General features: G+C 71.2%; 11 protein-coding genes. 6 read left to right on the top strand and 5 right to left on the bottom strand.

Features of this window, described 5'->3' with window-relative positions; translation table 11 throughout:
- Position 1 precedes the first annotated feature (1 nt).
- Together A5680_RS20160 and A5680_RS20155 are read left to right on the top strand one after the other, a co-directional pair.
- On the top strand, positions 2 to 1,618 hold the full coding sequence (locus A5680_RS20160) for an AMP-binding protein (protein ID WP_055404704.1): 1,617 nt from the start codon (positions 2 to 4) through the stop codon (positions 1,616 to 1,618).
- Positions 1,611 to 2,393 carry an SDR family NAD(P)-dependent oxidoreductase gene (locus A5680_RS20155; protein ID WP_082459942.1) on the top strand — a complete coding sequence of 261 codons (783 nt, stop codon included), beginning with the start codon at positions 1,611 to 1,613 and terminating at the stop codon, positions 2,391 to 2,393. Before A5680_RS20160 ends, A5680_RS20155 begins: the two co-directional genes overlap by 8 nt.
- A 6-nt stretch (positions 2,394 to 2,399) precedes the next feature.
- On the opposite strand, the gene A5680_RS20150 is transcribed toward A5680_RS20155, so the two are convergent.
- Genes A5680_RS20150 through A5680_RS20140 form a run of 3 tightly spaced genes read right to left on the bottom strand, consistent with a single transcriptional unit; the run spans position 2,400 to position 4,899 of the window.
- Entirely contained in the window at positions 2,400 to 3,560 is a 1,161-nt protein-coding gene (locus A5680_RS20150) for an NDMA-dependent alcohol dehydrogenase (RefSeq protein WP_255353605.1), read from the bottom strand.
- Entirely contained in the window at positions 3,557 to 4,036 is a 480-nt protein-coding gene (locus tag A5680_RS20145; RefSeq protein ID WP_055404706.1) for an SRPBCC family protein, read from the bottom strand. Before A5680_RS20145 ends, A5680_RS20150 begins: the two co-directional genes overlap by 4 nt.
- Positions 4,033 to 4,899, bottom strand: coding sequence for a rhomboid family intramembrane serine protease (locus A5680_RS20140; protein WP_067822469.1), 867 nt, complete (start codon positions 4,897 to 4,899; stop codon positions 4,033 to 4,035). Before A5680_RS20140 ends, A5680_RS20145 begins: the two co-directional genes overlap by 4 nt.
- Positions 4,900 to 4,998: 99 nt before the next feature.
- Here A5680_RS20140 and A5680_RS20135 point away from each other — a divergent pair, with 99 nt between their 5' ends.
- The gene (locus tag A5680_RS20135) at positions 4,999 to 5,361 is read left to right on the top strand and encodes a nuclear transport factor 2 family protein (protein ID WP_067822467.1); all 363 of its coding nucleotides are present in this window, start codon (positions 4,999 to 5,001) and stop codon (positions 5,359 to 5,361) included.
- A 60-nt stretch (positions 5,362 to 5,421) separates the two neighbouring features.
- Positions 5,422 to 5,646, top strand: a complete 225-nt coding sequence (locus A5680_RS20130; protein ID WP_055404709.1) for a hypothetical protein — start codon at positions 5,422 to 5,424, stop codon at positions 5,644 to 5,646.
- A gap of 78 nt (positions 5,647 to 5,724) precedes the next feature.
- On the opposite strand, the gene A5680_RS20125 is transcribed toward A5680_RS20130, so the two are convergent.
- Entirely contained in the window at positions 5,725 to 6,462 is a 738-nt protein-coding gene (locus A5680_RS20125; protein WP_067822464.1) for a DUF899 domain-containing protein, read from the bottom strand.
- Between the two features lie 31 nt (positions 6,463 to 6,493).
- On the bottom strand, positions 6,494 to 7,252 hold the full coding sequence (locus tag A5680_RS20120) for an SDR family oxidoreductase (RefSeq protein WP_067822462.1): 759 nt from the start codon (positions 7,250 to 7,252) through the stop codon (positions 6,494 to 6,496).
- Positions 7,253 to 7,375: 123 nt separating this feature from the next.
- Here A5680_RS20120 and A5680_RS20115 point away from each other — a divergent pair, with 123 nt between their 5' ends.
- Both A5680_RS20115 and A5680_RS20110 read left to right on the top strand, forming a co-directional pair.
- A complete protein-coding gene (locus tag A5680_RS20115) occupies positions 7,376 to 8,353 on the top strand; it encodes a sigma-70 family RNA polymerase sigma factor (protein WP_082955965.1) in 978 nt (325 codons plus the stop codon).
- Between the two features lie 160 nt (positions 8,354 to 8,513).
- Positions 8,514 to 13,337, top strand: a complete 4,824-nt coding sequence (locus A5680_RS20110; RefSeq protein ID WP_055404713.1) for a cation-translocating P-type ATPase — start codon at positions 8,514 to 8,516, stop codon at positions 13,335 to 13,337.
- Positions 13,338 to 13,344 lie beyond the last annotated feature (7 nt).

The following is a 13,344-nucleotide window of genomic DNA, read 5'->3' as shown; positions in this document are numbered from 1 at the left end:
CGTGCTCCCCTCGACCTCGTGGGACGCCGCGCACGCGTCGGCGGCATATCGGCGCGGCTTGTGGGTGCACACCACGCTGGCCGATTCGCTGCGGACCGCCGCGATCGAATCGCCCCGGCGAACGGCGCTGGTGGACAAGGATGTTCGACTCGACTGCGCCATGCTACATGCGCAGGCCGGCGCGCTGGCCACCGCGCTGTCGGCGCGCATACCGGCGGGCAGCGTGGTGTCGTTCATGCTGCCGAACTGGCACGAGGCCGCCGTCATCTATCTGGCCGCCACACTGGCCGGCATGGTGGTGAACCCGATCCTGCCCTCGCTGCGCGAACACGACCTGCGCTTCATCCTCGAAGACGCCGGCGCAGCCTTGATTTTCGTGCCACACCGATACGGCGGCCACGACTACGCGACGATGCTCGAACGCGTGGCCGCCGAGCTGGTCCCGGCGCCGGAGGTGGTGGTGGTGCGCGGCCCCGAAACCGGGCCCGCGGGCCCGCACACCCCGTACCGGGCCCTGCTGGAGCAGCCCCTCGATGACGCCGCGCTTCCGGCGCTGAATCCCGACGACGTGCGGATGATCCTCTACACCTCCGGCACTAGCGGCCGGCCCAAAGGGGTTTTGCACAGCCACAATTCGATGCACGCCCTGATCTGCCAGATCCGCGACCATTGGATGATCGATCCGGGCGACACGTTCCTGGTCCCGTCACCGGTGGCGCACATCGGCGGCTCGATATACGCGTTCGAATGCCCGCTACTGCTGGGCACCAGCGCGGTGCTGATGGACCGATGGGATCCGGCCGAGGCGGTGGCGCTGATGAAGTCCGAACGCTGCACGCACATGGCGGGCGCCACGCCGTTCCTGCAGCAACTGTTGTCCGCGGCCGAGCGCGCCGAGACCCGGCTGCCCGATCTGAAGGTGTTCATCTGCGGCGGCGCCTCCGTGCCCCCGTCGCTGATCCGCCGCGCCGCCGCCTATTTCGAGCGGGCGGTGGTCACCCGGGTGTACGGCTGCACCGAAGTTCCCGTCGCGACGGTCGGCGCGCCCCTGCCGGACGAAAGCGGACCCGCGGCCGACACCGACGGCAGGCCCGGCATCGCCGAGATCAAGCTCGTCGCGCACGAAGCCGCCCCCGCCGGGGACGGAGAGATCTGCGTGCGCGGCCCGCAGATGATGGCGGGTTACCGCCATTCCGACGACGAATCGTTCGACGCCGCCGGCTTTTTCCGCACCGGCGATCTCGGGCGCTGGGTCGACGAGACGTACCTCGTCGTGACCGGCCGGGCCAAGGACGTCATCATCCGCAGCGGCGAGAACATCTCGGCCAAGGAGGTCGAGGACCTGCTCGCCGACCATCCCGGCATCGCGGAAATCGCGGTCGTCGGCCTGCCCGATGCGCGCACCGGGGAGCGGGCTTGCGCGGTGATCGTGCCCGCGGACGGGGCGCAGCCGGACGTCGCGAGCCTGCTGGAGCTGTTGGTGAGCAAGGGAGTCGCCAAATTCAAGGCCCCGGAACAGGTCGTGATCACCGATGCCCTGCCGAAGAATGACGCGGGGAAGATACTCAAACATCGGATCCGAGCCGCGCTGATGCGCGCGGAGACTGAGGATGGCTGAGATGCAGGTCGCGATCGTCACGGGAGCAAGCAGCGGCATCGGCCTGGGTTGTGCGATCAAGCTCGCCGAGATGGGCATGGCCGTGGTCGGGACGGGTCGCGACTCCGGTCGCCTGGCCGAGCTCGAGGGGGCGATCGGCGATCCGGATCGCGTCGCGACGGTGGCCGTCGACCTGACCGCCGACGACGCGCCGCGGCGCATCGTGGACACCGCGGTCAGCCGCTGGGGTCACATCGACTTCCTGATCAACAACGCCGGGGTGGGCGGGCCCAAGCCGCTGCACGAAACCGACGACGAAACCCTGGACTATTCCCTGGGTTTGATGCTGCGGGCGCCGTTTCGGCTCGCTCGCGAGGTGTTGCCGCACATGGCGCCCGGGTCGGCGATCATCAACGTGACGTCGACCTTCGCGGTCGTCGGCGGCCTGCGCGGCGGCGCTTACTCCGCGGCCAAGGGCGGGCTGACCGCGCTCACCACCCACATCGCCTGCCAGTACGGCGCGGCCGGCATCCGCTGCAACGCCGTCGCGCCGGGCGTGACGGTGACGCCGATGGTCGAAAAACGGTTGGCGGACGAGCGATTCCGCCGGATCAACACCGAGATGACGCCGCATCAGCGGTTGGGCCGCGTCGACGACATCGCCAGCACCGTCGCCTTCTTGTGTTCGCCGGGCGGAAGCTTCATCAACGGCCAGACGATCGTCGTCGACGGCGGCTGGAGCGCGACGAAGTACCTGTCGGAGTTCGCGTTGACGTCGCAGTGGATCGAGCGCTGAGTTGACTCACCCGCCCGCGAAATCGATGATGCCCCGAATGTTGCGGCCCTCGCGCAGATCGGCGAACGCCTCGTTGATCTGATCGAGCCGGTAATGCCGGGTCACCAATTCGTCGAGCTTCAGTGCGCCCGCCCGATACATCGACAACAGCAGCGGCACGCTGGTGCGCGGATTCATCCCGCCGTAGAGCGCACCCTTGAGTTGTTTGGACGACAGCACCATCTCCTGCAGGATGAGCGGGACCACCGGCTCGGTGTAGGGGGTGATGCCGGTGACCACGCACGTCCCGCCCTTGCGCAGCAGCCGCATTCCCAACGGGATTAACTCCACGTGCAAAACGCCGGGCGTCAGGATGACGCGGTCGGCCATCACGCCCGCGGTGATGTCGGTGACCAGCGGGATCGCCTCCTGCGCGGACGCGGCGGTGTGCGTGGCCCCGAAGATTTTGGCCGAATCCCGCTTGGATTCAACGGGATCCACCCCGACGACGTAGGTCGCGCCGGCCGCGCGCGCGCCTTGCACGGCGTTCATCCCGACCCCGCCGGTGCCGATGACGACGACGGTGTCGCCGGGCTCGGTGCCCGCCGTAACCGTCGCGGAGCCCCAGCCGGTGCTGACACCGCACGACACCAGCGAGGCGGCATGGAAGGGGATCGGGTCGTCGATCTTGATGACGGACTTCTCCGTCAGCACCGCGTATTCGGCGAAGGTGCCGAGTTGGCCATAGGCCATGAGGTTTTCGTCGCCGAGGTGCCGCCGGCAGGTTCCGTCGGTGGGCATCTCCCTGGAAAACAAGCTGGCGCCGGCGTCACAGATGTAGCTCTGACCGTTCACGCAAAACCGGCAGCTGCCGCATGCGGGGATGAAGGACATCGCCACGTGGTCCCCCGGCCGCAGGGTCGTCACGCCCGGCCCGACCTCTTCGACCACACCGGCGCCCTCGTGCCCGCCGAGCATCGGGTACCAATCCGGCTCGGGTATGCCGGTTGAGGCGCGGACCTCCGGGGTGGGCAACACGTCGCCGGTGACGAGGTGGTCGTCGGAGTGGCAGATGCCGGCGACGGCCATTCGCACCAGAACCTCACCGGCGTGGGGCGGGTCGAGCCGCACCTCGCGAATCTCCCAGTCCTGTCCGACCCCCCGGATCACAGCGCCACGACATTTCATAGCGACCTCCTCGCTGTTCCCGATTCGAAGTGACTCCGGATGCCGGCCAGCATCTTGATGTGTGCCTTGACGCCCTCGCGGACGGTCACGCCGGCCAGCGGCCGCGGCGCGGCTATCCGGATTCGCTCGGTGACCCGGGTGCCGCCGTCGACCGGCTCGAAACTCACCACGCCCCGCAGGTGAACCCCCGGCGGCTGATCCGCCTCGGTCAGCACGTCGCCCGCCGCGGGCACCCGCAGCCGCGCCCGGTAGGCGGTCCGCAAGGTGAACGGCCCCAATGGGATTCGGTCGACGACCCGATATGTCTGCTGATAGCCGTCCGCGGTTTCGCTGCGCGACAACGGTTCCACCGACACGATCAACGGGTGGACCAGCTTGATGTTGTCCAGGTCCACGTAGAAGTCGCGAACCCGATGCGGCGGCGCGGGCACGTCCTCGGTCAGCGTGCGTTCCGCGTGGGTGATCCACCAGCTCATGCGGAGAACTCCGCGAGCAGTTGCGCCGTGCGCCACCAGATCAGCGCGGCGAACACCGCCAGCACGGCGACGGTCACGACGGCCTGGATCATGGTCCGGCGCTCCCTCGGCGGGTAAACGTAGGCCGCGGCCACGAGCGCGCCCGTGACCAGCCCGCCCACGTGCGCCTGCCAGCTGATGCGCTGCGAGCTGATCAGCGGCGCAAGGAAGGTGAAAAGCAGGTTGATCGCGATGACCGCGACCACCCCACGGACGTCGACGGACACCCGCTTGCCGACCACGAACATGGCGCCGAACAGCCCGAAGATCGCGCCCGACGCGCCCGCCGTCGCGGTGTCCAGCGGCGAGAGCAGGTAGACCAGCACCGAACCGCCCAGCCCGCTGAGCGCGTACAGCGCGCCGAATCGCAGTCGGCCCAGCCACATTTCGAGCGGCGGACCCACCACGTAGAGCGCCCACATGTTGAGCAGCAGATGCGCCGCCCCGTAGTGCAGGAACGCCGCCGTCGCCAGCCGGTAGAACTCCCCGCCGGCCACCGCCGGCGGCCAGAGCGTCAGCTGCTTTTCCAGATTCCCCGAGGCCATCTGAATCACGAACGCGACCACGTTGATCGCGATCAGGGCGTAAGTGAGCACCGGTGTGGCCGAGCGCTGCCGGCCGCCGAACCGGGTTCGTGGCTGACGGACCGTGCGCGCGCCCTCCCGGACACACTCGACGCATTGATGGCCCACGGCGGCGTTGCGCATGCAGTCCCCGCAGATGTAGCGCTCGCAACGGTTGCAGCGGACGTACGTCGGGCGGCCCGGATGCCGATAGCAACTGGGAACCGCGGGCGGCGAATCCGGAGCCATGGGTGCGCTCATCGCCCTATTCTGGCCCGCACCGGCGGGCCCGGTGCGGTGCTTGAACGAACCTGTCCTCTCCCCCTCCCGTTCGCCTACTGTGTTGTGCGTGGAGGCGACGTGACCGAGCCGGGGATCGTCGAGCGCTACCTGGAGTGTCTGGCAGCGCACGACTGGGACGGCCTCGCCGCGACGATCACCGACGACGGGTTGGTCCGCGAGGGCCCGTTCTGCGATGTCGTCGAGGGCAAGCGGCACTACGTCGCCTACCTGCGCAAGGTCCTCACCAACCTCGACGGCCACCGGCTCGACGTGCAGCGGGTTTCGCACGTGGACAGCCACCTGTCCTACGTCGAGCTGACCGAGGCGTTCGAGATGGACGGGGCCACCAAGCGGTGGCCGGAATGCCTGCTGTTCGAGCGCGGCGACGACGGGCTGATCTCTCGTGTCAGCGTGTTCTTCAAACAGCCCGGCGCGCAGTGAATCGCCCGCGGCGCGGGCAAACTATTCCCTCACTCGTGAAATTGACCTAGCGTGTGACGGGTGGAATCAAACGGAACCCCGGAATTGGTGCCCGTCGAAACATTGCACTCAGGTGATCCCATCATGGATTGCGGCCAACGGTACATAGTCCTCGAATCGAAGGCCGTCGGCGACAGCTGCGTGGTCCTCGAACTCGAGTCCAGGGTGGACCACCAGCTGCAGGTCATCGAGAAGTCGTTTCCGGCGGGATACCACGTCAACAGGGCGAACCACCGCATTTTATAGCCCAAACAACTCAGCTGAATATTGCGCGCGTAGCCGTTGGACGGCTACCGCGCATTCGTGTTTATCGGGAATCGAAATTCAGCCGTCGCAGGCCGGGCGCGGATCGTTGGGATCGTCGGGATCCGGATCGCCGAACCACCGTGCCGGCGCGCTCTCGCCGTAGGCGTCGTGCCATTCCCACCACTCGTACGGCGCGGTTTGCGGGTACCCGTCAGGGGAGTCCTCCCAGTTCTCCTGGCGTCCGAGGGCGGTCATGTCGAGGTAGCTCCAGGTGTTGCCCAGCGCCTCGTCGCCGCGGTTGTTGATGAAGTAGGTCCGGAAGACGCGCTCGCCGTCATGGATGAACGCGTTGGTGCCGTGCCATTGATCGACGTCGAAGTCGGCGTCGAATCCGTCGGTGAGCGAGTACCACGGCATCCGCCAACCCATCCGCGCCTTCAACCGCGCGATCTCGCGCTGGGGCGCCCGCGACACGAACACCAGCGTGGTGTCGCGAGCGTTCAGGTGGGCCAGGTGCCCGACGTGGTCGGCGATCATCGAGCAGCCGCGGCAGGCATGGACGGGCCAGCCGTCCACGCCCGGCTCGAAGAAGGCCCGGTATACGACGAGCTGACGCCGGCCCGCGAACAGCTCCCGCAGGCCCACCCGGCCCTCGGGCCCGTCGAACGCGTACTGGTTTTCGACGGCCAGCCAGGGCATCCGCCGACGCGCCGCCGCCAGGGCGTCGTGGGCGCGCAGCACTTCCTTCTCCCGCACCAGCAACTGCGCGCGCGCCGCCGCCCAATCCTGGGCCGAGACGACGGGGGGTGTGTTCATTGGCGTTGTCCTCCTTATCAATTCGGCGTTCTCAGGCCACCGCGGACAGGCCGGCCGAGGTGAGCAGGTACGCGTCCTCGCGGCCGGAGTCGGCGGTAAGGATCGTCAGGATCGATCGGCCCACCTGCTCGGCGGTGAGCGGGGGCCCACCGGCCCGCACGAACGCCTCGACATCGACCCCCTGCCGATCGGCGTATGCCGCGACGGCCTTGGCGCCGAGTTCGGTGGCGGGCGTCAATCGGGGCAGGACCGACACGAAACGGATCCCCAGCCCGGCCCGCTGCGATTCGGCGGCGGCGTAGCCGGTAATGAACCGGACCGCCGCCTTGGCGCCCGCGTAGCCGCCACTGAGCGGCGACCCGGCCAGGGCGGCACCGCTGGACATGACGATCACCGAGCTGCCCGGCGCCAGCGGGCGGCGCAGCGCGTAGCGGGTCCAGTGAAACGCTTGTGCCACATCCACATTCCAATTCTGACTGAAGGTGTGCCAGCTCTGCTCCTGCAGCGGTGCCATGTGCGGGGCCGCCCCGGCGCTCAGGACCAGGATCCGCGGCCGGTATTCGTCGATGAGCCGGTGCGCCGTCTCGGGATCCGCGGCGTCGGCGACCACCGGGGTGAAGCCGCCGCCCAACTCGTCGCGCACCTCGTCGAGGCCGGCCCGGCCGCGCGCCACTCCGACCACCGCCGCACCGGCCGCCGCCAGTGCGCCGGCGATGGCGCGGCCGAATCCGCGGCTGGCCCCGGTCACGATCGCCGGGGCGCCGGACAGGTTCGTCAGGGGCTCGTTCATTACGTCCTCGCTCTCGGTAGGTAAGGCGTTCACTAATTGAGATGCGGCGCGGCGCGCGAATTCATCGCCGGCGGACCGATGAATTCCCGCGGCCCGCTGTCTCTGTACTTGAGTAGCGTTCGGATGCAGCCGAGGCGAGGAGAAGCCGTGCCGGCGAGAGAGGACTTCATCGCGCAGGCGGCGCCCTTCCGCGCCGAGCTGATCGCGCACTGTTACCGCATGCTCGGGTCGGTGCACGACGCCGAGGACCTGGTCCAGGAGACCTATCTCAACGGCTGGCGCGGTTACGAGGCGTTCGAGGAACGCGCGGCGCTGCGGACGTGGCTGTACCGGATCGCGACGACCGCCTGCCTGCGGGCCCTGCAGAACCGTGCCCGCCGGGTGCTGCCTGCCGGGCTGGGCGACGGATCGACCGACCCGGACGCCGCGCTCGACGCGGCCGGCACGCACGAGTGGCTGGAGCCCATCCCCGACGCGCTGACGTTCCCCACACCGGAGGACGACGTCACCGCGCGGCAAAGCCTGCGACTGGCGGTGATGACGGCCCTGCAAGAGCTCCCCGCCCGGCAGCGGGCGGTGCTCATCCTGCGCGATGTCGTGCAATTCAGCGCCGGCGAGGTCGCCGAGCTGCTCGAGACCACACCGGCCGCGGTCAACAGCTCGCTGCAGCGGGCGCGGGCCCGCCTCGCCGAGCTGTCCCCGGAAGAGGAGGCCCTGTCCGAGCCCGACGACGCCGAGCGCCGCGCGTTGCTCGACCGCTACTGCGCGGCGTTCGAGAACGCGGACATGGCGGCCCTCACCGCGCTGCTGCAGGCGGATGTGAAACTCGAAATGCCGCCGCTGCCTGTCTGGTTCGCCGGCCGCGACCCCGTGCTGCGGTTCCTTGCCGCGCGTGCGTTCGCCAAGGCCGGTGACGTCGCGATGATCCCGACCGCCGCGAACACCCAACCCGCGGTTGCCGAGTACCGCCGCGGGGCGGACGGGCAGTTGCGGGCGCATTCCCTGCACGTCCTCACCACCGGCGCCGACGGGATCGCCACGATCACCGTCTTCCTCGACCCAAGCCTGTTCGGCAAGTTTGGGTTTCCGCCGAGCCGGTAACCTGTCCGAAGGGGCAAGCGACTGCACCACCGGTCACCCAAGGAAGGCCCGACCCTCCGTAGTCATCGGTGCCGTCCCGCGGTCCACCGGCGCAAGTGTGGACAGGTCCCCAGCCCCCCAGGATCATTAGGCGCGGTAGTCGTAATCGAAGGGTGACCGAGTGAGGATTCCGGGCGTTGCCAGCGTGGTCGCCGGCGTGACCGACGGAGCCGCGCAGCTGGTGCGGGCCGGGGTGTCCACCGCCGCCGGCGCCGCGGACGCCCTGCAGTCGCTGGCCAGCCCGGTCGCCGAACTGGCGGTCCCGGTCGCCCAGTCGATGGCGCACACGACGGGCCGGGCGATCGGATTGACCGGTTCCGCCAATGGATCCGGACCCAGGGTCACTCCGCCGGTTCGGTGGCAGAGCGGGCGGCGGGTGCATCTGGACCTGGATCCGTTGCTCCCGTTCCCGGGATGGCACGAGCACGCGCCGGCGGTGGAAGAGCCGGTCCGCCGGATTCCGGGCGTGGCCTCGGCGCACGTCGAGGGCGCACTCGGCCGGTTGGTGGTCGAGTTCGGCAACGAAGCCGACGTCGACGCCGCCCTGGATCGGGTGCGCGAAACGGTGTGCGGCGTGGCGGCGGACCTGACGTTGGTCGCCCCCAAAGGGGCGACCCGGACCGCGCCGTTCGCCGACCCGGGAAATCCGCTGGCGATCCTCGTCCCGTTCAGCGCCGCCGCAATGGACGCGGCGGCCATCGGCGCCGCCGTGACCGGTTGGCTGGGCCGGCTTCCCGTCGCGCCGCGCAGCGCCCGCGCCGCCGCGGCGCTGCTCAACCACCAGCCGCGGGTGGTTGCCGTGCTGGAGTCGCGGCTGGGTCGCGTCGGCACCGATATCGCGCTCAGCGCGTCGACCGCCCTGGCCAACGGGCTGACGCAGGCCGTCGGCACGCCGCTGCTGGATTTGGCGCAGCGCAGCCTGCAGGTCTCCGAGGCCACGGCGCACCGCCAGCGGTGGCGCGACCGGGAACCGGAGCTGGCCTCGCCCAAGCGGCCGCAGGCCCCGGTGGTGCCGGTCATCTCGTCGGCCGGGCCCAAATCGCAAGCGCCGCGCCATAATTGGGCGGCCGCCGCCGCGGGAGAGGCCTCGCACGTCGTGGTGGGCGGGGCCATCGACGCCGCGATCGACACCGCGAAGGGTTCGATGGCCGGGCCGGTGGAGGAGTACGCCGACCAGGCCGCCAACGCCTCGCTGGTGGCCGCGGCGGGTGCGCTGCTGGCCGGCGGCGGCACCGAGGACGCGGCCGGCGCGTTGCTGGCGGGCGTGCCCAGGGCGGCGCACGTGGGCCGGCAGGCGTTCGCCGCCGTGCTGGGCCGCGGGCTGGCCAACGCCGGGCAGCTGATCCTCGACCCGGGCGCCCTGCGGCGCCTGGACCGGGTCAAGGTGATCGTCGTCGACGGGGCCGCGCTGCGGGGTGACAACCGGGCCGTGCTGCAGGCGCGCGGGGACGTGCCCGGGTGGGACGAGGACCGCGTCTACGAGGTCGCCGACGCGTTGCTGCACGGCGAGGAGGCCCCCGAGCCGGACCCCGACGAGCTGCCGGCCACGGGCGCCCGCCTGCGGTGGGTCCGCGCGCAAGGGTCGTCCGCGACGCCGGCGCAGGGCCTGGAGCACGCCGACCTGGTGGTCGACGGCGAGCGGGTGGGCAGCGTCGACGTCGGCTGGGAGGTCGACCCGTTCGCCGTCCCGCTGCTGCAGATCGCGAACCGGACCAGCTCACGAGTGGTGTTGCGGCACGTCGCCGGCACCGAGGACCTGTCCGCCAGCGTCGCCGTGAGCCACCCACCCGGCACGCCGCTGCTGCAGTTGGTGCGCGACCTGCGCACCGACCGCGGGCCGGTGCTGCTGATCACCGCGCTGCACCGCGACTTCGCGTCCACCGACACGCTGGCCGCGTTGGCCGTCGCCGACGTCGGGGTCGCGCTGGACGATCCGCAGGCGGCGACGCCGTGGACCGCGGACATCATCACCGGGACGGACCTGGCCGCCGCGGTGCGCATCCTGTCGGCGCTGCCGGTGGCCCGGGAGGCGACCGAGTCGGCGGTGCGCCTGGCGAAGGGCGGCAGCACCCTGGCGGGGCTGTTGCTGGTCACCGGCGACCCGCGCACCCTGAGCCCGTTCGCGGTGCAGCGCTGGCTCAACCCGGTCAACGCCGCCGCCGCGGCCGCGTTGATGCAGGGCACCTTCGCGGCCTCGCGCGTGCTCCGGCTGCCCGACCCGACCCCGCAGCCGCTGACCGCCTGGCACGCCCTGGACCCCGAGATCGTCTACTCCCGGCTGGCCAGCCGCACCCGGCCGTTGGCCGTCGAGCCCGGCACCGCGCCGTGGCGGCAGCTCCTCGACGACCTGTCCTACAACCCGGTGGTCGCTCCGCTGCGCGGGCCGGCGAGCCGGGTGGGACGGCTGCTGACCGCGACGCGGGCGGAGCTCGCCGATCCGCTGACGCCCATCCTGGCGGTCGGGGCGGCGGCCTCGGCGATCGTCGGCAGCAGCATCGACGCGCTGCTGGTGGCCGGCGTGATGACCGCCAACGCGGTCGCCGGCGGCGTGCAACGGCTGCGCGCCGAGGCCGCGGTCGCCGAGTTGTTCGCCGAGCAGGACCAGTACGCGCGGCGGGTGGTTCTGCCCGCGGTGGCCACGGCCCACCGCCGGCTGGAGGCGGCCCGCACCGTCGAACGGACCGTCTCGGTGAACGCCAAATCGCTGCGCCCCGGCGACATCATCGACCTGGCCGCCCCCGAGGTGGTGCCGGCGGATGCCCGCCTGCTGGTGGCCGAGGACCTGGAAGTGGACGAGTCGTTCCTCACCGGCGAGTCGCTGCCGGTGGACAAGCAGGTCGAACCCGTCGCGGTCGCCGACTCCGACCGCGCCAGCATGCTGTTCGAGGGCAGCACCATCGTCGCCGGGCACGCCCGCGCGATCGTCGTCGCGACCGGAGCGGGAACCGCCGCGCAGCGCGCGATCTCGGCGATCGCCGATGTCGAGTCGGCGGCCGGGGTGCAGGCCCGGCTGCGCGAGTTGACCAGCAAGGTGCTGCCGCTGACCCTGGCCGGTGGCGCGGCGGTGACCGGCCTGGCCCTGCTGCATCAGGGATCGCTGCGCCAGGCGGTCGCCGACGGGGTCGCCATCGCCGTCGCCGCCGTGCCCGAGGGCCTGCCCCTGGTGGCCACCCTGGCCCAGCTGGCGGCCGCCCAGCGGTTGTCACGGCACGGGGTGCTGGTGCGCACGCCGCGGGCCGTCGAAGCGCTGGGCCGGGTCCAGACGGTGTGCTTCGACAAGACCGGCACGCTGACCGAAAACCGCCTGCGCGTCGTCCACGGGGTCCCACACGAAACCGACCCCGATGCGGAGTTCCCCGACGTGAACGACCCGGCCTCCGCGGCCGTGTTGCGGGCCGCCGCGCGCAGCAGCACCCAGCCCCACAACGGCGGCGGCCACGCGCACGCCACCGACGAGGCGATCCTCACGGCCGCGAATTCCGTTGACGCCCAATGGGCCTCGAATTGGACCGTGGTCGCGGAGGTGCCGTTCGAGTCCAGCCGCGGTTACTCCGCCGCGATCGGCGCGACGACCGGCGACGGCGGGCCGATGCTCATGGTCAAGGGCGCCCCCGAAGAAGTCCTGCCGCGCTGCCGCTTCGCCGATTCGGCCGCCGACGCCGACCACGCGGAGGCGTTGGTGATGCGGCTCGCCGAGCAGGGCCTGCGGGTGCTGGCGGTCGCGCGGCGCCGCTGGGAGCTGGGCACCGGCGAGGAGGAAACCGACGCCGACGCCGTCGATGCCGCCGCGCGTGAGCTCGAGCTGATCGGCTTCGTCGGGCTGGCCGACACCGCCCGCCCGTCCGCGCGGCCGCTGATCGAGACGCTGGTGGAGGCCGGCCGGCGGGTGGTGCTGATCACCGGCGACCACCCGATCACCGCGCGCGCCATCGCCCGGCAACTGGGGCTGCCCGCGGACGCGCGCGAAATCACCGGCGCGGAACTCGCCGCCTTCGGGGAGGAGGAGCGCGCGAAGGTCGCCGCCGACGTGCAGGTCTTCGCGCGGGTCAGCCCGGAGCAGAAGGTGCAGATCGTTGCGGCGCTGCAGGCCTCCGGGCAGGCGGTCGCGATGGTGGGCGACGGGGCCAACGACGCCGCCGCCATCCGGATGGCCGACGTCGGCGTCGGCGTCAGCGGCCGCGGCTCCTCCGCCGCGCGCGGGGCGGCCGACATCGTGCTCACCGACGACGACCTCGGCGTGCTGCTCGACGCGCTGGTCGAGGGCCGCGGGATGTGGGGCGGCGTCCGGGACGCGGTCAGCATCCTGGTCGGCGGCAACGTGGGCGAAGTGCTGTTCACCCTGATCGGCACCGCGCTGGGCACCGGCCGCGCGCCGGTGGGCACCCGCCAGCTGCTGCTGGTCAACCTGCTCACCGACATGTTCCCCGCGCTCGCGGTCGCCGTCACCCCGCAATACCCCGAGCCGGAGGAGACCGAGGACGGGGTGGACCGCGACGCCGAGGAGCTGCATCGCGCCTTCCAGCTGGCGACGCTCTCCGGGCCCTCGCCCTCCCTCGACGCGCCGCTGATGCGCCAGATCGTCACCCGGGGCGCCGTCACCGCCGCCGGCGCCACCGCCGCCTGGGCCATCGGCCGCTGGACGCCGGGCACGCAGCGCCGCACGTCGACGATGGGACTCACCGCGCTGGTGAGCACGCAGCTCGCGCAGACCCTGCTGACCCGGCGCCACAGCCCGCTCGTGCTGGGCACGGCGCTCGGCAGCGCGGGGGTGCTGGTCGCGATCGTGCAGACCCCGGGCGTCAGCCAGTTCTTCGGCTGCACGCCGCTGGGCCCCGTCGCCTGGAGCGGCGTCATCGGCGCCACCGCGGGCGCCACCGTCATCTCGGTGCTGGCGCCCAATTGGCTGGCCAAGCAGGTCACGGCCCTGGAACCCAAGCGGGACTGAGGCTTTC

The organism is Mycobacterium sp. E2989, assembly GCF_001667595.1.
GTDB lineage: Bacteria > Actinomycetota > Actinomycetes > Mycobacteriales > Mycobacteriaceae > Mycobacterium.
Note: the sequence above shows the minus strand (reverse complement) of the source record. Positions and strands in the feature narration are given on the sequence as shown.